Origin of the sequence: Pseudomonas sp. P7758 (assembly GCF_013386485.1) — a bacterium.
Lineage (GTDB): Bacteria > Pseudomonadota > Gammaproteobacteria > Pseudomonadales > Pseudomonadaceae > Aquipseudomonas.
The window spans coordinates 20,410-39,659 of the sequence record NZ_JACARS010000092.1 but is presented as its reverse complement, the minus strand read 5'-3'; the positions used below and the strand labels follow the sequence as shown (position 1 = coordinate 39,659).

Here is a 19,250-nt window from a genome sequence, read left to right as displayed (position 1 = left end):
AGGCTTTCGGTGTAGGGCGGACTTCTTTTGTCGCAATGACCGGAACATATTGGAGACGCAATGGACATGCTGTCAGCCCAGGTATCAAAACCAGCCCGCTCAACTGCCCCGTGCTACACCCTCACCGCCATCAAGCGCCCGTGCTGATTGGCTGCCGTGCAGGCAAAAAAAGGCCCGTGGGGTAGACGGGCCAAGGTGTTCACTGGAGTAGGTAGCCTTCACCCTATAGGTCAACACGTGAAGGCCATGTGAAAACCATGTCGCAGGAACGGATGTATATCCGTGTCAGGGTTTGCGCACGAACGTGCGCATGGTTTGCCCTGGGCCGGTACTGAAGCGGGTAGGGCGGGGCATGCCTTCATCTGCCGCAATAAACACGAAGTGATCACCTTCCAGCCGGTAACTCGCGGGTAACTGTTTGCCGGCATCCTCTCCCATCGAGTCAACCCAGGTAATGCTTTTGGGTGCCGTGCTGGCATCGAGCGTGAAGCTGCCTGCCAGTAAAACCTCGCCGTCGACCGTCACCACCTGGAATTGATCGCCCGAGATTGTCGTGATCGCGCCTGGCGCGCTGTGTTCATCCGTGGGATTGAGCACACCATTGTCTTCCAGCGCCGTTTGTTCCCATGCCCCCTGGAGCGCCTGGAAATCCGCATTTGAAGCAGGTGTCATATAAATTCCTTTTTGGTTAAAAAACGAGCAGTCAATACCTTGGTGCGTAGATGCCTGACGGATAAGCTGAATCGATTTTGTGAGAATTGTCTGGTTTCTCTTTGTTGCGTACGAATTTTCCCAGTATTCACGGGTATTTAGCGCCATTTTGTGCGTTGATTCGGAAACGGTTCTTTACAAGTTCGTCTACGCTCAGCACCAGGGTAGGGGCTCCTGCGTAATCTGAACGAAAACAATCTACGGTGATGTGGGATTTTTCCATGATCGAGGTGGTCCGATGACCATCGGTAGACCGTTCGTGTCTTGTGTACAGGGCGTTGTCCCTGATTTTCAAGCGGCCATTCAGTATTTGATGAATATGTGTGACCGCTGACTGTCGACTTTTTAAGGTGCATCAGTTTTGAATAAAACTCCTCGGCTCCACGCTCATGCGGCATCGGACGAAATTGATCTGTTTGAACTGTGTCATGGTATCTGGCGGCAAAAGAAGTTGGTGCTGGGGTGTACGATTCTGGCAGGGGTGCTGGGGGCGGGCTACGCTTTTCTGGCCCCGCGGGAGTATCAGGTCAGCAGTGTGCTGCGCCCGGCTGCCATCAATGAGCTGGATGCTCTGAACCGCTCCGAAGTCTATAAGTTGCCGCCGGCCGACGCCCTGAACAAAGTGGGGGCGCAACTGGACTCATACGAAGCGCGCCTGGGGTTTTTCAAGTCCCATGAGGACCTGTTCAAGGCGTTCCAGAAAACCGGGCAAAGCCTCGAGCAGAGTTTTGAAGAATTCAATCGAAACTCCATCAACCTGAGCCTGCCCGATCCCAAGAAGTCCGACTCCCTGAGCAGCTATATCAAGCTTGAGCTGGAATACCCGGCAGACATCGACGGGGTAGCGATTCTCAACGGCTTTGTAGACTACGCAATTGATTCGGAACGTGCCCAGGTCGGTGCTGACCTTAAAGTGATCGTCAATAACCGCTTGAACGAACTCAAGGGCAAAATCGACGCGGCGCGCTCCAATTACGAAACCGACAAGGAATCGAAGATTGCCAAGCTGCTTGAAGCCGACAGGCTCAAACGGGCCAAGCTGGAGGACGAACTGGGTGCCCTGCGCTTACAGATGAAAATGGAGCGCACGGACCGGCTGGCAGAGCTGGCGGAGGCCATTTCCATCGCCAAGTCGATGGGCATCAAGACCCCGACCACTCCTTCGTCCATGGCAGATGCTTCGCGTAGCGGCTCGAATCAAGTAATGCGCACCGAGGTCAACAACCAGAAAATCCCGCTGTACTTCCTCGGTACAGAGGCGCTTGAGGCGGAACGTGCCGCGTTGCAGGCGCGTACCAGCGACGACTTTACCAACAGCCGCATTGCACAGATTGGCAAAGAGTTGCAGATGCTGGAGGTCAACCGTGAAGTGGAGGTGCTAAAAAATCGCGGGAATGAAGACATTTTCTTGCAGGATGTTGAACCGTTACGAGCGGAAGTCGCGCGTTTGCGAGGCCTGAATATCGACATGAGTGGCCTCAAGCTGGTAACCATTGACCGTCGTGCCCAAGAGCCGCTGAGCCCGATCAAGCCCAAGAAAGCCCTGGTTATGATACTGAGCCTGCTGGCAGGGTTGACCGTGGGTGTACTGATTGCGCTGGGCCGCCATCTGTTGGCACGACGCGAAGCCGTACCTTACTCGGAGTTGGATGAATATCGGCTTTCTCTGCGTACACGCAAGGATGACGAACCGAAAGTCTGACGCCTTCAGCAGCGGGCAGGCCGCCCGGCAAGCCCGCTGCTGCTCTTCCTGGCACACTCACTGGACACCTTTTCACAAATCTTGATTAACCTTTGGTTACAAAGTGTGGCTAAAATAGCTGCCAATGGCCACGACCGGATTGTCACCCAGCCGTTCGTGTTGCCGGTTTTGTGAATTGTGATTTCAGGTGCTGCATCTTCAATCCTCGGCCGTTGTGGGCACGCGGGAGCAGCCTGTTCTCTTCTGACTTGTGACGAATACCTTGAAACTCATCATTGTTGCTCTCTACGTTGCCTCTATTGCGTATGTCCACCTGCGTGGCCGGGTGCGCCACAAGCTGGGGCGCCAGCTCAGTGATCACTCGACCTTCCTGGCTCCGGTGAACTGCTTTCTCTACCTCTTTTCCAAACTGCCCAGCCGACCGTACCTGTCCCCCAGCGACTTTCCCGACCTGAGCCCGCTTCAGGAGCATTGGCAAGAGATCCGCGAGGAAGGCCAGAACCTGCTGCGCGCAGGCGAGATCAAGCGCTCCGACCAGTACAATGACGTGGGTTTCAATTCGTTCTTCAAGTCGGGCTGGAAGCGTTTCTATTTGAAGTGGTACGGCGACAGCCATCCTTCGGCGATGAAGCTGTGCCCGCGTACCACCGAGCTGGTGCAAAGCATCGGCTCGATCAAGGCCGCGATGTTTGCCGAGCTGCCACCGGGCTCAAAGCTGGTACGCCATCGTGACCCGTATGCCGGTTCCTACCGTTACCACCTGGGCCTGGACACGCCCAACTCTCCGGGCTGCTACATCAACGTGGACGGTGAAAACTACTACTGGCGCGATGGTGAGCCGGTGATGTTTGACGAGACCTTCATCCATTACGCCGAAAACACCACCGAGCAGAACCGGATCATTCTGTTCTGCGATATCGAACGCCCGATGAAGTACCGCTGGGCGGCCGCGTTCAACCGTTGGTTCAGCCGCAATGTGATGGCTGCGGCCGGTTCGCCCAACGATGCCGGTGACAAGACCGGCGGCCTGAACCGTGCATTTACCCGCCTGTACAAGATTCGTCTGCGGGGCAAGGAGTTGAAGAAACGCAACCGCACCCGTTACTACCTGGAAAAGTGGGCGATCTTTGCCGGCCTGGCCGCGATCTTCATCCTCATCTGAACCGGGCAGCGGAGCGCATCAGCCTGGCGGATGCGCCCCCAGCTTCTCCCACATCTTCTTGCTGATCTTCTGCCGATTGGCATAACCCGCCCACGGGTCCTTCTTCAAACCCTGCAAACGCTCGTGCAGGTTAGCCACCGTCCATTGTTGGGCGCTGTGCAGACTCTTCAACTCATCACGACTCACCGGTACCGATACCGGCAGGCCGGGCCGCGCCCGCACCGAGTAGGCGGCTACCGTGCTGGCGCCCCGGGCGTTGCGCAGGTAGTCGATGAAGATCTTGCCCACGCGATTCTTCGGGCCCGAAGTCGCGGTAAAGCGTTCAGGCAACTGCAGCGTCATGAACTGGGCGATGGCCTTGGCGAAGGCCTTTACCGAGTCCCAGCCGTCGCGGCGCGCCAGCGGCACCACCAGGTGCAGGCCTTTGCCGCCGCTGGTCTTGACGAACGCTTCAAGCCCCAGTTCATCGAGTACCGACAAGGTCAGTTGCGCCGCTTCAAGCATGCTTTTCCACGGCAGTGCCGGGTCCGGGTCGAGGTCGAGCACAAACAGGTCCGGGGTTTCAATCTTGTCAGCGGTAGCGCCCCAGGTATGCAACTCGACGGTACCCATCTGCACGGCACCGATGAGCGCGGCCGGGCTGTCGATTTCCATCAGCCGCGCATGGCCCGGGTCCAGGGCCTGGTCCAGTTGCTTGATATTCGGGATCGCCAGGCGCTCGGAGTGCTTCTGGAAAAACTGTTCGCCGGCAATGCCTTCCGGTGCCCTGAGCAAGGACACCGGCCGGTTGCGCAGAAAGGGCAGGAGCCATTCGCTGATGCCCTCATAGAACTGTGCCAGTTGCAGTTTCTGTGTAGCGCTCTGGGCATCGATGACTCGGTCCGGATGGGTAATCCTGACCCCAGCCACGGCGCCGGTGCCCGCCGTCTTTTTGCGGGGTTTTTCCTTCAGCGATTTGGCCGTCCGCGGCTGCTCATGCACAATCTGCTCCGCCGGCTTGTCGGTGCGCAGCCCGACAAACGCCGCCTGGCGCACCACACCTTCGCGGGTCCATTCGGCAAATTGCACTTCGCCCACCAGCTGCGGCTCGACCCAGTGCACGCCGCGTGCCTGGGCACTGGTCAGGGGCTTGGCCAGCGGTGAAGTCTGGCGTTCCAGCGCCTTCAACTGTGCACTGATCTTTTTCAGCGCGGCCTGATCGAATCCGGTACCTACGCGCCCGGCATACACCAGGTCGCTGTCATCATTGACCGCCAGCAACAGCGCGCCAAACCCGCTGCGCGAACCTTGCGGGCGGGTGAACCCTACAATCACAAATTCCTGGCGCAGCCGGCACTTGAGCTTGATCCAGTCCGGGCTGCGCCTGGAAACGTAGGGGCTGCCGGCACGTTTGCCGATCACGCCCTCCAGCGCCAGGTCGCAGGCACTTTCGAAGATATCCCGCTGGTTGGCAGCAAAGGACTCGGAGAAGCGCAGCAGCTTGCTCTTGCTGCGGCTAACCGCGTCCTTCAGTGCGGTGCGGCGCTCTTCGACAGCGGCTTCGCGCTGGTCGCGGCCGTCCAGGAACGGCGCATCGAACAGGTAATAGACAATGTCCAGGCTGCGGCCGATATCAAAGGCGTTTTGCAGCGCCTGGAAATCCGGCAGCCCGTCGGCGTTCAGGCTGACCACCTCACCGTCAAGCCAACTGTCCTTGAGCTTCAGGGCTTCCAGGGCCTTGGCCTGGCGTGGCAGGCGATCGGTCCAGTCATGGCCATTGCGGGTGAACAGCCGAACTTCGCCATCGCGAATCCGCGCGAGGATGCGATAGCCGTCGAATTTGATCTCGTACACCCAATCGCCTTCCGGTGCACGGTCCACCAGTGTCGCCAGCTGTGGCGCGAGTTGATCGGGCAGGTCGGTTGAGGGCTTGCGCCTGGCTTTCTTCGGCGCTGCGGGCTTTTTCGCAGCCCCCACCGTTGCGTCGCTCAGCACGCTTTTCGGTTCAGCCTGGACCACATCGTAGTCAGCCACCGGGCGTGCCTGCTGATCGTTCTCCTTGATCAACAACCACTGCTCCTTGTCGCCGCTGCCCTTGAGTCGGGTGCGCACCAGCGTCCAGTCGCCTGCCAGTTTTTCGCCGATCAGGCTGAACTTCAGCTTGCCGGCCGCGTAGGCCTTGTGCGGGTCATCGTGGGGCTGCCATACACCGCGATCCCACACGATCACATCGCCAGCGCCGTATTGGCCTGCCGGAATGCTGCCCTCGAAACTGCCGTAGCCCAATGGATGATCTTCCACATGCACCGCGAGGCGCTTCTGGCTCGGGTCGAGGCTTGGGCCCTTGGGCACCGCCCAGCTTTTGAGGACGCCGTCGAGCTCCAGGCGAAAGTCATAATGCAGGTTGCGCGCATCGTGCTTTTGAATCACGAACGACAGGGCATGCGCCCGGTTCCTGGCGCGAGGCGCACTGCCGGCGGGTTCGGCGGTCACGTCGAAGTCGCGCTTGGCGTTGTATTCACTCAGGGGCTTGGCCATGGCGGTCTACCTCATGAAGCCTTGCTGGTCTTTTTCGCGGCAGGTTTCTTGGCTGCAGCCTTGGTCGCGGGCTTGCCGGCCAGGCTGCGCTTGAGCAACTCCGTCAGGTCGATCACGTCCGCAGATTTGCGCTCATCCACACCTTCACTGGATTCCACGTCTTCGATCTTGCCGGCCTTGGCCTTCTTCGCCACCAGCGCCATGATCTTTTCCTGGAAGCTGTCGCGGTATTCGTCCGGCTGCCAGTCGGCACTCATGTCTTCCACCAGACGCTTGGCCATGTCGAGTTCGCCCTTGGCCAATGTCGGTTTGGTCACGTCGCTGCCCAATTCCAACTCGCCCAGGCCACGCACTTCGGCAGGCCAGCGCAGCATCACCAGCACCAGCGCCGACTCCAGCGGCATCAGTGCCGCCAGGTGCTGCTTGGTGTGCAGCACCACGTTGGCCAGGGCGACCTTGCGGGTTTTCTTCAGGGTTTCGCGCAGCAGGGCATACACCTTGCCGCCGCGCTTGTCGGGGGCCAGGAAGTAGGGCGTGTCGATGTTCTGCAACGGGATCTGGTCGCTGGCCACAAACGCGATGATTTCGATGGTCTGGGTGGACTTGGGGTGGGCCGAGCGGATTTCGTCTTCGCTGAGGATCACGTAGCGACCTTTCTCGTAGGCCACGCCCTTGACGATGTTCTCCTTGGTGACTTCCTTGCCGGTGGTCTTGTTGATGCGCTTGTAACCCACCGGGTCCATGCTGCGTTTGTCCAGCCAGTCGAAGTCGACGCCCTGGGAGGACGTGGCCGAGACCAGTGACACGGGGATGTGCACCAAGCCAAAACTGATTGCGCCTTTCCAGATAGCCCGTGGCATGTCGGTATTCCTGAAGTGTGTGGTCTTCAGGTGACAGGGCGGATTCGGCAAAAGTTTCCCTGGCCAGCCGGCTGGCACCAGGGTTTCAGACAGATCGTGTTACACCTGATGAGAAACTATTTAGTTACCAAAGCCGAACCCAAGGCGTAGCGTGTTATCGAAAGCACGTATTACTTGCGCCCAGAGAGGCTTTGTCATGAACACCCGTTTGCGCAACCTTGCCGTATTGGCGTTGGGCCTGGCCTTGAGTTCGTTGGCACAGGCGCAAAACCTGCCCGGCACCAGCAACAACCCCTACAACGGCCCCATCCACCAGGCCAATCCCAACAGCATGCAGGGCACCCAGCCCAACGCGCCGGCAGCGCGAGGCACCTATATTCCGCCGGCACAGAGGCCGCCGACCCTGCAAAACGGCGGTATCGGCAACAGCGTCCAGCGCCGTGACGGCGCGCAGACCCCGCCGGCTATCCAGCCCAAGGCTCCCACCCGTGACGCCAATGGCAATCGCGGCGATTGAGTGTGTAAAGACGACAAGGAAACCCACCGTATGCTGTTACGCAAAACCCTTCTAGCGACCTTCTGCGCCGCTGCCTTGCTGCCCCTGGCGCTGCCTGTCTCGGCGGCCGCCACCCAACAGTTTCCCAGCGAGCAAGGGAGTATCACCGTCACCCCGATTGCCAAGGGCCTCGATCACCCGTGGGCGGTGGCGTTCCTGCCGGACAAGCAAGGCTTCCTGGTCACCGAACGTCCCGGCAACCTGCGGTTTGTCAGCCCGGACGGCAAACTGTCCGCGCCCCTGAGTGGCGTGCCGAAGGTGTTTGCCAAAGGGCAGGGCGGCCTGCTGGACGTGGTGCTGTCGCCGGACTTCAAGGAGGACCGCCTGGTGTACCTGTCCTACGCCGAGGGCGGCGGCACGAATGGCACTGCAGGCACCGCAGTCGGGCGTGGGCGCTTGAGCGATGACCTGAGCGGCCTGCAAGACTTCAAGGTGATCCTGCGTCAGGAGCCCAAGCTGTCCACGGGCAACCACTTCGGCTCGCGGCTGGTGTTTGACCGCGATGGTTACCTGTTCGTGACCCTCGGGGAAAACAACGACCGCCCCACCGCCCAGGACCTCGACAAGCTGCAAGGCAAAGTGGTGCGGATCTTCCCGGACGGTCGTATACCTGAAGACAACCCCTTCGTCGGCCAGGAAGGCGTGAGGCCGGAAATCTGGTCCTACGGCCAGCGTAACCCCCAGGGTGCGGCACTCAACCCGTGGAGCGGCACACTCTGGGAAAACGAACATGGCCCGCGCGGCGGGGATGAAATCAACATCATCGAGCGGGGCAAAAACTACGGCTGGCCCCTGGCAACCCATGGCATCAACTATTCCCTGACGCCGATTCCCGAGGCCAAGGGCAAGACAGTCGAAGGCACCGTTGCACCGCACCACGTCTGGGAAAAATCCCCGGGTGTGAGCGGCATGGCGTTCTACGACGCTGACCGGTTCAAGGCCTGGCAGCACAACGTGTTTATCGGGGCATTGGTCAGCCAGGAGTTGATTCGCTTGCAGTTCGACGGTGACAAGGTCATCCACGAAGAGCGACTGCTGGGCGGCCTGAAAGCGCGGATCCGCGATGTGCGCCAGGGCCCGGATGGTTACCTGTACGTGCTCACGGATGAAGATAACGGCGTGTTGTATCGGGTGGGTTTGAACCAGGACTGACGGATACGGCAAATACCAATGTGGGAGCGGGCTTGCTCGCGAAAGCGGTGGGTCAGTCGCTGGAGATGTTGGCTGAGCCATTGCCTTCGCGAGCAAGCCCGCTCCCACAGTTGTGTAGCGTCGAGCCTACAACCCAAGCTCCGACAACCCCGGATGCTCATCCGGACGCCGCCCCAGCGGCCAGTGGAACTTGCGCTCGCTTTCCTTGATCGGCATGTCGTTGATGCAGGCAAACCGGTTCGCCATCAAGCCGTTCTCGTCAAACTCCCAGTTCTCGTTGCCGTAGGAGCGGAACCAGTTGCCGGAGTCGTCATGCCATTCATAGGCATAGCGCACCGCAATGCGGTTGCCGGTAAACGCCCACAACTCCTTGATCAACCGATAATCCAGCTCTTTGGCCCATTTGCGGGTCAGGAAGGACTTGGCCTCTTCGCGGTTGTGGGCGAACTCGGCGCGGTTGCGCCATTGGGTATCCAGGGTATAGGCCAGGGACACCCGTTGCGGGTCCCGGGAGTTCCAGCCGTCTTCGGCCAGGCGAACTTTTTCAATCGCCGACTCACGGGTAAACGGCGGCAACGGCGGGCGTATTTCTGCGTTGGATGACATGGGACGGCTCCTTAACAGGTTTAAAAGTCAGGTCAAAGTTGCAATAGGGTTCGCGCCATGGATTGCGCATTATCGGCAGCGGTGGTGTCGCCCATCACCAGGGCAACGGTAATGGCGCCATCAATCAGGATCAGCAGGTGCGCGGCCTGGCGTTCCGGGTCGGGGGTGCCATGTGCTTGACACAGTTCGAGGGCGTACTCGAACAGTTTCTGTTTGTGGGCCTTGGCCAGTTGGCGCACCGGGTTGTGCGGGTCGCCGGTCTCGCCGCTGGTGTTGATGAAGGCGCAGCCGCGAAAGTCATCGGAGCCGAACCAGGTTTTCAACGCGCTGAACACACCCAGCAGGCGCTCGCCCGTGGTGGAGTGGTGTTCAACTTCGTTGCGCAGCCACTGCATCCAGCGCTCGTCGCGGCGTTGCAGGGCGGCAATCACCAGTTCGTCCTTGTTGGCGAAGTAGCGGTAGACGCTCTTTCTGGAGACGCCGGCGGTTTTCACCAGAAGATCCATGCCGGTGGCAGCGATGCCATTTCGGTAGATCAACTTTTCGGTGACGTCGAGGATAATGTCGCGAGTGATATCGTTCATGGAGATTACAGTAGAACGATCGTTCTCCTTGGTCAATTAATTATTTTTAACCCTGGGCGGGAAGACCTGAGCCAGCCCATGGTGTAAGCTCTGGAGTCCTTCGGATTCGACCCATTGCGAGCCCTATGCCGTCGTTATTCAAACGCTCCCTGTTGCCCAAGCTGCGCGGTTTTCCCCTCACGCCCGACGCGATCGAGGTGCTGTCCGGCGCCGCCGAGTACCGCCGTTGCCTGCTGGAGAAAATTTCCCAGGCCACCCAGCGCATCTACATCGTGGCGTTATACCTGCAGCAGGATGAGGCGGGACAAGAGATCTACGACGCGCTGCATGCTGCCAAGGCCGCCCGGCCCGGGCTGGATATCGTGGTGGTGGTCGACTCGCTGCGGGCCCAGCGTGGTTTGATCGGCGCCGGCAAGCAGCCGGGCAACAGCGCCTGGTACCAGGCCATGACCGAGTCCCACAGCACCGAAGTGCCGGTGTATGGGGTGCCGGTGCAAACCCGCGAACTGTTCGGCGTGCTGCACCTCAAGGGCTTCGTGATCGATGACAGCGTGCTGTACAGCGGCGCCAGCCTGAATAACGTGTACCTGCACAAGTTCGACAAGTACCGCTATGACCGTTATCACCTGATCCACAACAAGGCGCTGGCCGACTCGATGCAGCACCTGGTGGAGCACGGCCTGGTGGCCGCCAAGGCGGTGCATCGCCTGGACCTGCCCAACCCGCCGACCACCCGCAGCCTGCGCAACGACATCGGCGACCTGCGCAGCCGCCTGAAACACGCGGTGTATGACACCACGGCGGGGCAGTTGCCCAACGGCAGCCTGACGGTCAGTCCGTTGCTGGGCGTGTGCAAGAACAACCCCCTGAGCCGGGTGATCTGCGAGCTGATTGCCAGCGCCCAGCACCAGCTGACTATCTGTACGCCGTACTTCAACCTGCCGCTGCCGGTGACCCGGGAAATCAACCGCGCCCTGGCCCGCGGGGTGAAGATTGACATCATTGTTGGCGACAAGACTGCCAACGACTTCTACATCCCGCCGAGCGAGCCGTTCAAGGTCATCGCCGCGCTACCGTATCTCTACGAAATAAGCCTGCGTCGCTTCGCCAAGCGCCACCAGCGCATGATCGACAGCGGCCAGCTGAACCTGCACCTGTGGCGCGACGGCGACAACACCTACCACCTCAAGGGCATGTGGGTCGACCAGCGCTACACCTTGCTGACCGGCAACAACATCAACCCACGAGCGTTTCGCCTCGACCTGGAAAACGCCTTGCTGATCGATGATCCCAAGGGTGAGTGGGTAGGGCCACGGCGCACCGAGCTTGCCGAGATTTTCCAGCACACCTCGCGTATTGAACGCTACCAGCAGCTGGAAACCCTGGTGGAGTACCCGGCGGCCGTCGGCAAGTTCTTGCGCCGGGTCAGCCGGGTGCGGATCGAGCGTTTGCTGTATCGGATTTTGTAGGGCCCGTGACCTTGCAGGTTAATCCGGAATCGACCTGACAAGAATGTTGTCCAAGTCGTAGCGATGGGGTTCGCTGCCTGCACTTCTTGACCAGAGTCTGATTGAGATTGGGTGAGTGCCTCCGTCCTCTTTCACGTACGGAAGAGGGACAGTCAGGCGCGTCCAGCCGGGAGACGGTGGATGTGGCCCGTATGCTTGCTCCAAGCCTCCCGCCAACACGATGATGTCCGTTTCCGATAGGGTCCGGTATTCAAAGATCACTGTGTATTCAGTGCCCTTTATGAATGAGTAGGACTTGGAGATACCCATCTCATGAACCGCATCGGATGCATTGGTGAGGTAGACTCGTGATCGTTCCCAGGCGTCCGTGGCTCAAGCTTTGCGGTGTCTGGGCGGTCCGGGTGCCAGCCATTCCAATTTCTGTCAGTAAATGTCGTCAAGTCATTCAGGTCGTCGCTCATGGTGCTTGTCTCCAGAAAAGGTAGGTGGCCTCAGCTAATGCTGTGGCCACGCGCTTTATCAGAGGCTTTTCAGGGATGGACGTCTACTGTCAGAAATAACAGGTAGCTCAACCTGGGGTGTTACCTGGTTGCCGTGCCGCCGGCCAGCACGCGATCAATAGCAGCAGCGCCGCCGCCACCAAGTAGGGCAGGCGAGGTTCGATCGCGTAGATCAAGGTCCCGGCCAACGGCCCGACCACCACGCCCAGGCCTTGGGCCGCACCCACCGAACCTGCCGTGGCGCCTTGCTCCGACGCATCCACCGCATTCGCCGCCAGCGCCGCGAAAGACGGGAAGATCCAGCCCATGCCGGCCGCGGACACAAAAAAGCACAGCCACAGGATCCAGGCCGTATCAGCGAACATGCTGCCGGCAAATCCCAGGGCTGACACCACCGCACCGATGCGAATCATCCGCAGCGGCGGCCACTCCAGTTTGCGCACTACCAGTTGCGAACAGATCAACGCCAGCCCGACCATGGTCAGGGCGATACCGGCAGTTTGTGCCGCATCGGCCGGGTTCATCTTCAAGCGATCCAACGCGAAAAAACCCACGGTTATCTGCGCGATCGACACACACAGCATCGCGACAAACGCCACCACCAACGGTCGACGCAGGCGTGGGTCCGAGAGGTTGACCGGCTTGGGCGGCTGCTTGAGGTGCAGCTCCTGGCGCGGCAATTTGGCCAGCAGCAACAAGAATCCCAACAGCGGTAACACCGCCATCGCATAAAACGGCAGGCTCAGGCTGTGACGCGCCAACAGCGCAGCAATCGCCGGGCCCAGCACCAGGCCGCAGGCGTTGGCGGCGCCCAGGGAAGCCATGGCCTTGGCGCGGTGCTCAGGCTCAATGTTGTCGGCCACCAGCGCATAGCCGCCCACCGGTATCGCAGCGTAGAACACGCCGATCAGGCCACGACCCAGAATCAGCCCGATAAACGCCAACATGGCCGATGGCAGCAGTTGCAGGGACGCATCGATAAACACGCACAGCGCCCAGTAGGCCAGGGTGAAACCACCGGTGCCCAGCAGCAGCACACGGCGCCGGCCCAGTCGGTCACTGGCCTGGCCCCATGGACGAGCCAGAAGCATCCAGATCACCCCGGACACGGTGACCGCCGCACCTGCCTGCCAGGTGGCCAGGCCAAGCACCCGAGCGATCGGGCCAATCAGCGAGACAAATGCCATCATCGCCATGGTGCAGGCCATGTTGGCCAACAGCAGCGGCCTCAGGTTGAATGGGCGGTCAGTGTGCAAAGTCGCGAGTGCAGCGTCTTGGGAGCTGTTCATCGGTTATCCAAGGGCAGGAGAAAAGGGCAGTCGTGCATCCACCATCACCAGCGGGCGGCCATGCACCTGTTCCAGGCGGCCACTCACACCATAGACGTTTTTCAGCAACGCCTGATTGATCACCACTTGCGGTGGCCCGGCAGCGGCCAACTGACCGTTGTGCAACACCACCACCTGATCACTGAAGCCCAGGGCGAGGTTGATGTCGTGCACCACCACCAGGGTGATCAGGTTGCGTTCGCGGGTGGCCTGGGTGATGGCTTCCACCACCTGGCACTGGTGATACAGGTCCAGGGCGCTGGTGGGTTCGTCCAGCAGCAACACCCGAGGCTGGCGCACCAGGGCCTGGGCCAGGCCCACCAGTTGGCGCTGGCCACCGGAAAGTGCATCGATCGGGCGGTCGGCGAGGGCGGTCAGGTCGAGGTCGGCGAGGATTTTTTCCACGCCCTTGAGCACCGTCGGGCTCGGCCGCCCAGGCGCAAAACCCGCGCCGCGATGGCCGGCCATGGCCGCACTCAGTACCGCTTCGAAGGCGCACAGGCGCGTACGCTCCGGCAGGCTCTGAGGCAGGTACACCACTTGTTGCGCGCGCTCGACTTGCGGCAGGCGATTGAGATCGACACCCTCCAGCCAGATCTGGCCGTGCGCCTTGTGCAGTCCGGCGATGCCACGCAACAAGGTCGACTTGCCGGCAGCGTTGGGGCCGATCAGCGCGGTGATGGTGCCGGGCAGCAACGCCGGCAGATGAATGTCCTGCAGCACGCTGCGACTGCCGTAGTGCATGCTCAATGCTTGTGTGCTTAATCCGGTCACAGAGCACCTCGGCGGTTACGCATCACAATCGCCATGAAAAACGGAATTCCCACCAGTGCGGTGACAATCCCCACCGGAATCAACACGCCGGGCATCAATGCCTTGCTGGCAATCGACGCCATCGACAGGATCAAGCCACCGCTGAGCACGCTCGCTGGCAGGAACAAGCGGTGATCTTCACCCACCAACAGCCGCGCGATATGCGGAGCAATCAGCCCGATAAAACCGATAGTGCCGACAAACGAAACCGCCAGCGCCGACAGCAGGCTGATGCGCAGCAACGACAGCACCCGCAGGCGGCCGACATCAATCCCGAAACTGCGGGCGCGTTCCTCGCCCAGGGTCAGGGCAGTCAACGCCCAACTCTGACGCAGGGAAAACGGCAGGCACAGCAGCAACGCCGCAGCGAGGATCGCGAGCTTTTCCCAGGACGCCCGGGCCAGGCTGCCCAGGGTCCAGAACACCAGTTGCTGAAGGCTGTCCTGGCTCGCCACAAACTGCAGCAGTGCCACCAGCGCATTGAACGCAAACACCAGGGCAATCCCGAACAGCACCAGGCTCTCCACACCAAACCCACGCCAGCGTGCCAACAGATACAGCAATGCCACCGATGCCAGTGCGAACAGAAAGGCGTTGGCCGAAATCAGGTACTGCGCCGGCACGCCAGGAATGCCCATCCCGAGCACAATGGCCAGGGCTGCACCGAAGGCGGCGGCGGCGGAAACGCCGAGGGTGAACGGGCTGGCCAGCGGGTTATCCAGCACCGTCTGCATTTCGGCGCCGGCCAGGGCCAGTGCCGCGCCCACCAGTACCGCCATCAACGCGTAAGGCAGGCGCACATTCCATACGATCACCGCCTCCACCCGCGGCATCGAAGCCGGGTCCCACAGCACTTGCAACAGGCGCGTCAGGCTCATGCCGGAAGGCCCGGTGGTGATGTCCACCGCCAGGGAAACCACCAATGCCAACGCCAGCGCCGACAACAGCAATACCCGTCGTCCATGGCGGTGGCGATAGCGCTCACCTGCGCCATCGGCGCTCGCACAGGCTTGCACCTGCGTCACGGCACAAGGCTCGTGGTGAATACGCCGCTGGCCGGAATTGGCATAAAGCGCCGGTACAATTCGGCTCGGGTCTGTTCCGGATCCAGGTCGGCGAACAACTCAGGATGCAGCCACTTGGCCAGGGCCTGCACTGCGATCAAGTGTTCCGGCGAGTCATAGAAAATATGCCAGAGGCCATGCACGTTGCCTTCACGTACCGCCCGCAGTTCATTCAGCGGCGCGCGCTGGGACACTTGCTTGAGGCTGTCGTTGGCCTGCTGCGGTGTGGCCGAATAGCCGAGGGTCACACCGCCCTGGCCGTGGCCGAATACGCCGGTGGCGACGTACACATCCGGATCGCTGGACAGAATGTATTCGACGTTCAATGTGCCGATCGGGCCGGGAATGCGCCCGTCGGCGATGTTCCGGCCACCCGCGAGCTTGATCATTTCCCCGAAGTTGCCGGTGCCCGGCGAACCACAGCAATCCTGCAGGCCGGCGAGCATGTCGATGAAGATCTTCGGCCGTTTTACCGTCCCGGCCTTGGCCAGGGTATCGGTGACCTTGGCCAGCGAGGCCTGGTAAAACGCGATGTAGTCCTCGGCTTGTTGATTACGGTCCAGAGCCTTGCCCAGCAGGCGCATGCTCGGCACCGTGTTGCTCAGCGGATGGTCGCTGAAGTCGACGAAAATCACCGCCACGCCGGCCGCTTCCAGCTGCTTGACCGCCTCGCTGTCGGGGCTCGGGCCATGGCCGCCGCTCAAGGCCATGATCGCCAGGTCCGGGTGTACCGCCAGGGCCTTTTCCACACTGAAGGTTTCGGCGGAGGTGCCGCCTACCAACGGTACGTTGTCGGCTTCGGGAAAGTGCTTCTGGAACGCGGCGTAACCCTGCACGTCCAGGCCGCGAAAATCCCCTTGCCAGCCGGCGATGCGGGTAAACGGGTTCTTGCCTTCAAGGAGCGACAGCGAGTAGATCATCCGGCCTTCACCCAGCAGGATATGCGAGACCTTGTCCGGTACGTCGACCTTGCGCCCCGCCAGGTCGGTGACGGTGTGGGCGCAGGCCAGGCCGCTCATTAACAGGCCAAGACCGAGCAGCAGGCCGCGTTGCAACAACAGAGGGTGTTTCATGAACAATTTCCTTGAACAGTTGGGCGCACGTGGCGGACGCGTTTGCGCCACCACAACAACAGCCCGGTGAGATAGAGCAGCGGCAATGCCAGGCCGCAAAGAAAGGCCAGGGCCGCGCCGGGCAACCCGAGCAACAGGTGGCCGTGGGCGGCGGAGAACAGCGGTTTGATCGCGGCGGGGTTGGCGAAGAACCAGTCGGGCCGGGCCAGCCAGGCGCCGCTGCCGGCAATCACCGCCAACGGCAGGCACAGCCAGGCGGCTGCGACGTTGTGCCATTCCCGCAGGCGGCGCAGGCCCTGGCTGCCCGGGCGCAAGCTGGCGGCTTTCCACCAGCTGCGCCGCCCCGGCCACCACAGGTACAGGCCGCTGCCCACCGAGCCCAGCAGCACCAGGCCACAGGCAAACAGGGCGACGGCGCCAATGGGCGGCGGCAACAGCAGTGCCCGGTGCAGCGCCACCAGCTTCGCCAGCCACAGGTCATCGAACACAAAAAATGCCCGTGGCTCGGCACTGTAGGGATCGATCATCGCAATGCCGATGCCGGGCCGATCCTCCAGGGCTCCGAAGACGATCGCGTTGTCCGATTCCAGGAAACCCTGGCGCGGTTTTGCGGCGCCAAAGACTTTCTGAAATTGCGGGTAGGCACCCAGTGCCGCGCTGATCCACTGCGCGTCATCCAGCAGTGCGCCGTGTTCAACCGGAGCCAGGTCCAAGGCCTGGCTGCCGACCTCCCAGCGCAGGATCGGCCCCTTGAGTTCCAGCAGCGCACCGCTCAAGCCAATCAGCGCCAGCAGCAGGCCGACGCTCAGCGCCAGCCATCGATGCACACGAAGCCACCACCCACGCATGGCAGTTACCAGCGATAGCGCAGGCTGGCGATGACACTGCGGTCATACCCGGCACTGCAGCTGGAGAGGGAGCAGCCTTCGTAATAGTGCTTGTCGGTCAGGTTGGTGGCATTCACCGCCAGGCGCAGGCCCTTGGCCGCCGGGATCAGCTTGTCGAAATCGTAGTGCACCGCCGCGTCGAGCAAGGTGTAGGAGGGCACGCTCACAGTGTTGGCAGCATCGGCCTCGGTGGAACCGATATAGCGTACGCCGACGCCAAATCCGAGCCCGGTGAGCGGGCCAAAGGGCAGGGTGTAGTCAGCCCACAACGACGCCATTTTTTCCGGGGTGTCGGTGGGGCGGTTGCCTTTTTCCAGCGGGTTGTTGCTCTTGCTGACTTCGGCGTCGTTGTAGGTCAGGGTTGCCAGCAGGTCCAGGCCCTTGGCGAGGCTGGCCTTGCCTTCCAGCTCCACGCCGCGCACGTTGACCTCACCGGTCTGCACGCTGTTCAGCGGGTTGCTCGGGTCGGTGGTCTTGACGTTCTGCTGGGTCAGGTCGAACAGCGACAGGGTGATGTAGCTGTCGATCCCGGGCGGCTGGTACTTGATACCGACTTCCGACTGCTTGGCGGTGCTCGGTTTGAAGCTGGTGCCGTAGAAATCAGTGCCGAGCACCGGGTCGAACGAGGTGGCGTAGCTGATGTACGGCGACAGGCCGTTGTCGGCCAGGTAAACGAGGCCTGCACGGTAGGTGAACTTGTTGTCGTCCTGCTTCTGCCCGGTGTCGGTCAGGCGGTTGTCGGTGCGCGCACTCGAATGATCCTGGCGACCGCCGACGGTCAGTACCCAACGGTCGTTGAACGTCATCTGCTGCTGGGCGTAGAGCCCGGTCTGGTCGGCGCGCTGCAAGGTGCTGGCGAACGGGGTGTTCGGCGCGAACACACCCCCGTGCACCGGGTTGTAGATGTCGATCGACGATGCCGCGCCGCCGTTGAGGTAATAGTCTTCACGGGTGCGCCGGTAATCGACCCCCAGCAGCGACACCATCTGCACCTCGCCAAGGTTCCAGCGGGCCTGGGCATTGTTGTCCAGGGAGTACACGTCGCCGACGATGCGGAAGCGGTAGGCCGACCGGTTCAAGGTGCGCAGGTCCGGCGCCAGGGACATGCCGCTGGCGGTGTTGGTCAGCAGGTTGACGTGGCCATAACGTGCGCTGGAATTCAGGCTCCACACATCGTTGATCCGGTGCTCCAACAGGTAGCCCAGCGAGTATTGCGTGCGGCCGTTGTCCAGGCCGGGTTCGTCGAGAAAGACGTTGTGTTTGACCTTGCCATTCGGGTTCGGCTTGAGCGTGCCCACCGTCGGCAGGAACACCCGGGGCGCGCCGAATTCATCCTCCGAGTAATCGGCCAGTACGGTCAGGCTGGTGTCGTCGTTCGGCCGCCAGGTAAACGACGGCGCGATGAAGGTTTTGTCGTCCTTGATGTGATCGAACTGGGTGCCGCTGCTGCGCTCCAGGCCCACCAGCCGATAGAGGAATTGCCTCTGGTCATCCAGTGGCCCGCTGAAGTCGAACTGGCCCTGGGCGCGGTCGAAACTGCCGCCCTGGAGCTGCACTTCATGGAACGACTGGTCCAGTGGCCGCTTGCTGATCTGGTTGACCACACCGCCCGGTGCGTTCTGGCCGAACAACACCGAGGCCGGACCCTTGAGCACGTCGATGCGTTCCAGGCCATAGGCTTCGGCTTTTGGCCAGGCCTGGGTGGTGGTGCCACGTAAGCCGTCGCGCAACATGCCGGTGCTGGTCACGTCGAAGCCGCGAATCGAGAGGTTGTCGAAGCGCTGGCTGGCGGCGGTAGTGTTGGCCTGCACGCCGGCCGTGTAGCGCAACGCTTCGCTCACCGATTGCACTTGCTGCGCGTCCATCTGGTCGCGGGTCACTACGGAGATCGACTGGGGGATTTCATTGAGCGCGGTGTCGGTCTTGGTCCCGCTGAGGCTACGCTTGGCCACGTAGCCGGCCTGTTGTCCGGTGGGGCTGTCGGCTTGGGTCCCGGTGACCACGCTGCTGTCGAGCACCAGGGCGTGATCGGTGTCCGCCTCGGCGGCCTGCACAAGGTTCATCTGGGTCAGCGACAGGCCCAGGGCAACGCCATGGATCAGGGTTGCCAAGGGCTTGCGACTGGTTTTCAAGTGCGGGACTGCGGTATCGATTGGCAAACCTGGGGTGTCTCGGTACAGAACGCGGGTGCCCATGCTTCACTCCATGATGAGGTGTTCAATGCGAATGCAAACGTATCTCATCCAGGCGTTGTGACGCAGGGCTA

At 61.3% G+C, this 19,250-nt stretch carries 16 protein-coding genes; 5 read left to right on the top strand and 11 right to left on the bottom strand.

From position 1 onward, the window contains the following. Positions 1-285: 285 nt before the first annotated feature. The gene (locus HX873_RS20120; RefSeq protein WP_177042280.1) at positions 286-672 is read right to left on the bottom strand and encodes a TIGR03067 domain-containing protein; all 387 of its coding nucleotides are present in this window, start codon (positions 670-672) and stop codon (positions 286-288) included. Positions 673-1,072: 400 nt separating this feature from the next. Here HX873_RS20120 and HX873_RS20115 point away from each other — a divergent pair, with 400 nt between their 5' ends. Next, a complete protein-coding gene (locus tag HX873_RS20115; RefSeq protein ID WP_177042251.1) occupies positions 1,073-2,413 on the top strand; it encodes an LPS O-antigen chain length determinant protein WzzB in 1,341 nt (446 codons plus the stop codon). 262 nt (positions 2,414-2,675) lie between these two features. Beyond that, positions 2,676-3,575 carry a lipid A hydroxylase LpxO gene (gene lpxO / locus HX873_RS20110; protein ID WP_008436177.1) on the top strand — a complete coding sequence of 300 codons (900 nt, stop codon included), beginning with the start codon at positions 2,676-2,678 and terminating at the stop codon, positions 3,573-3,575. An 18-nt stretch (positions 3,576-3,593) separates the two neighbouring features. Here the strand turns inward: lpxO and ligD are convergent, their stop codons facing one another. Together ligD and HX873_RS20100 are read right to left on the bottom strand one after the other, a co-directional pair. Beyond that, a complete protein-coding gene (gene ligD / locus HX873_RS20105) occupies positions 3,594-6,092 on the bottom strand; it encodes a DNA ligase D (protein WP_008436179.1) in 2,499 nt (832 codons plus the stop codon). A gap of 11 nt (positions 6,093-6,103) precedes the next feature. Continuing rightward, positions 6,104-6,952, bottom strand: coding sequence for a Ku protein (locus HX873_RS20100; protein ID WP_177123093.1), 849 nt, complete (start codon positions 6,950-6,952; stop codon positions 6,104-6,106). A gap of 196 nt (positions 6,953-7,148) precedes the next feature. On the opposite strand from HX873_RS20100, the gene HX873_RS20095 reads away from it, so the two are divergent. Together HX873_RS20095 and HX873_RS20090 are read left to right on the top strand one after the other, a co-directional pair. Then, on the top strand, positions 7,149-7,469 hold the full coding sequence (locus HX873_RS20095; RefSeq protein WP_008436188.1) for a hypothetical protein: 321 nt from the start codon (positions 7,149-7,151) through the stop codon (positions 7,467-7,469). Between the two features lie 30 nt (positions 7,470-7,499). Further along, positions 7,500-8,660: a PQQ-dependent sugar dehydrogenase gene (locus HX873_RS20090; RefSeq protein WP_003218452.1), complete on the top strand. Its 1,161-nt coding sequence runs from the start codon at positions 7,500-7,502 to the stop codon at positions 8,658-8,660. 126 nt (positions 8,661-8,786) lie between these two features. Here HX873_RS20090 and HX873_RS20085 read toward each other — a convergent pair whose 3' ends face one another. Both HX873_RS20085 and HX873_RS20080 read right to left on the bottom strand, forming a co-directional pair. Continuing rightward, positions 8,787-9,266 carry a nuclear transport factor 2 family protein gene (locus HX873_RS20085; protein ID WP_003218450.1) on the bottom strand — a complete coding sequence of 160 codons (480 nt, stop codon included), beginning with the start codon at positions 9,264-9,266 and terminating at the stop codon, positions 8,787-8,789. Positions 9,267-9,298: 32 nt separating this feature from the next. After that, the gene (locus HX873_RS20080) at positions 9,299-9,850 is read right to left on the bottom strand and encodes a TetR/AcrR family transcriptional regulator (protein WP_134326690.1); all 552 of its coding nucleotides are present in this window, start codon (positions 9,848-9,850) and stop codon (positions 9,299-9,301) included. A 125-nt stretch (positions 9,851-9,975) separates the two neighbouring features. Between HX873_RS20080 and pssA the strand changes: the two genes are divergently transcribed. Further along, positions 9,976-11,319: a CDP-diacylglycerol--serine O-phosphatidyltransferase gene (pssA, locus tag HX873_RS20075; RefSeq protein WP_003218446.1), complete on the top strand. Its 1,344-nt coding sequence runs from the start codon at positions 9,976-9,978 to the stop codon at positions 11,317-11,319. A gap of 568 nt (positions 11,320-11,887) precedes the next feature. On the opposite strand, the gene HX873_RS20070 is transcribed toward pssA, so the two are convergent. The 6 genes from HX873_RS20070 to HX873_RS20045 are packed head-to-tail and all read right to left on the bottom strand — an operon-like array spanning position 11,888 to position 19,179. Then, positions 11,888-13,108 carry an MFS transporter gene (locus HX873_RS20070; protein WP_003218442.1) on the bottom strand — a complete coding sequence of 407 codons (1,221 nt, stop codon included), beginning with the start codon at positions 13,106-13,108 and terminating at the stop codon, positions 11,888-11,890. 3 nt (positions 13,109-13,111) lie between these two features. Beyond that, positions 13,112-13,891: an ABC transporter ATP-binding protein gene (locus tag HX873_RS20065; RefSeq protein ID WP_003218440.1), complete on the bottom strand. Its 780-nt coding sequence runs from the start codon at positions 13,889-13,891 to the stop codon at positions 13,112-13,114. Between the two features lie 26 nt (positions 13,892-13,917). Beyond that, the gene (locus HX873_RS20060; RefSeq protein ID WP_023658859.1) at positions 13,918-14,985 is read right to left on the bottom strand and encodes an iron ABC transporter permease; all 1,068 of its coding nucleotides are present in this window, start codon (positions 14,983-14,985) and stop codon (positions 13,918-13,920) included. Beyond that, positions 14,982-16,097, bottom strand: coding sequence for an ABC transporter substrate-binding protein (locus HX873_RS20055; RefSeq protein WP_003218435.1), 1,116 nt, complete (start codon positions 16,095-16,097; stop codon positions 14,982-14,984). Before HX873_RS20055 ends, HX873_RS20060 begins: the two co-directional genes overlap by 4 nt. Next, positions 16,094-16,945 (bottom strand): PepSY domain-containing protein, encoded by an 852-nt coding sequence (locus HX873_RS20050; protein WP_003218433.1) that lies wholly within the window; start codon positions 16,943-16,945, stop codon positions 16,094-16,096. The genes HX873_RS20055 and HX873_RS20050 overlap by 4 nt, the downstream gene beginning before the upstream one ends. A gap of 5 nt (positions 16,946-16,950) precedes the next feature. Beyond that, complete coding sequence (locus HX873_RS20045) at positions 16,951-19,179, bottom strand: TonB-dependent siderophore receptor (protein WP_003218431.1); 2,229 nt, start codon at positions 19,177-19,179, stop codon at positions 16,951-16,953. Positions 19,180-19,250 lie beyond the last annotated feature (71 nt).

What these genes read in the sequence shown, in the direction of transcription:
- HX873_RS20080 (WP_134326690.1), bottom strand. Translation starts at nt 9,850, where the DNA reads ATGAACGATATCACTCGCGACATTATCCTCGACGTCACCGAAAAGTTG.
- HX873_RS20050 (WP_003218433.1), bottom strand. Translation starts at nt 16,945, where the DNA reads ATGCGTGGGTGGTGGCTTCGTGTGCATCGATGGCTGGCGCTGAGCGTC.
- HX873_RS20055 (WP_003218435.1), bottom strand. Translation starts at nt 16,097, where the DNA reads ATGAAACACCCTCTGTTGTTGCAACGCGGCCTGCTGCTCGGTCTTGGC.
- HX873_RS20100 (WP_177123093.1), bottom strand. Translation starts at nt 6,952, where the DNA reads ATGCCACGGGCTATCTGGAAAGGCGCAATCAGTTTTGGCTTGGTGCAC.
- HX873_RS20095 (WP_008436188.1), top strand. Translation starts at nt 7,149, where the DNA reads ATGAACACCCGTTTGCGCAACCTTGCCGTATTGGCGTTGGGCCTGGCC.
- HX873_RS20045 (WP_003218431.1), bottom strand. Translation starts at nt 19,179, where the DNA reads ATGGGCACCCGCGTTCTGTACCGAGACACCCCAGGTTTGCCAATCGAT.
- HX873_RS20070 (WP_003218442.1), bottom strand. Translation starts at nt 13,108, where the DNA reads ATGAACAGCTCCCAAGACGCTGCACTCGCGACTTTGCACACTGACCGC.
- ligD (WP_008436179.1), bottom strand. Translation starts at nt 6,092, where the DNA reads ATGGCCAAGCCCCTGAGTGAATACAACGCCAAGCGCGACTTCGACGTG.
- pssA (WP_003218446.1), top strand. Translation starts at nt 9,976, where the DNA reads ATGCCGTCGTTATTCAAACGCTCCCTGTTGCCCAAGCTGCGCGGTTTT.
- HX873_RS20065 (WP_003218440.1), bottom strand. Translation starts at nt 13,891, where the DNA reads ATGCACTACGGCAGTCGCAGCGTGCTGCAGGACATTCATCTGCCGGCG.
- HX873_RS20085 (WP_003218450.1), bottom strand. Translation starts at nt 9,266, where the DNA reads ATGTCATCCAACGCAGAAATACGCCCGCCGTTGCCGCCGTTTACCCGT.
- HX873_RS20120 (WP_177042280.1), bottom strand. Translation starts at nt 672, where the DNA reads ATGACACCTGCTTCAAATGCGGATTTCCAGGCGCTCCAGGGGGCATGG.
- HX873_RS20090 (WP_003218452.1), top strand. Translation starts at nt 7,500, where the DNA reads ATGCTGTTACGCAAAACCCTTCTAGCGACCTTCTGCGCCGCTGCCTTG.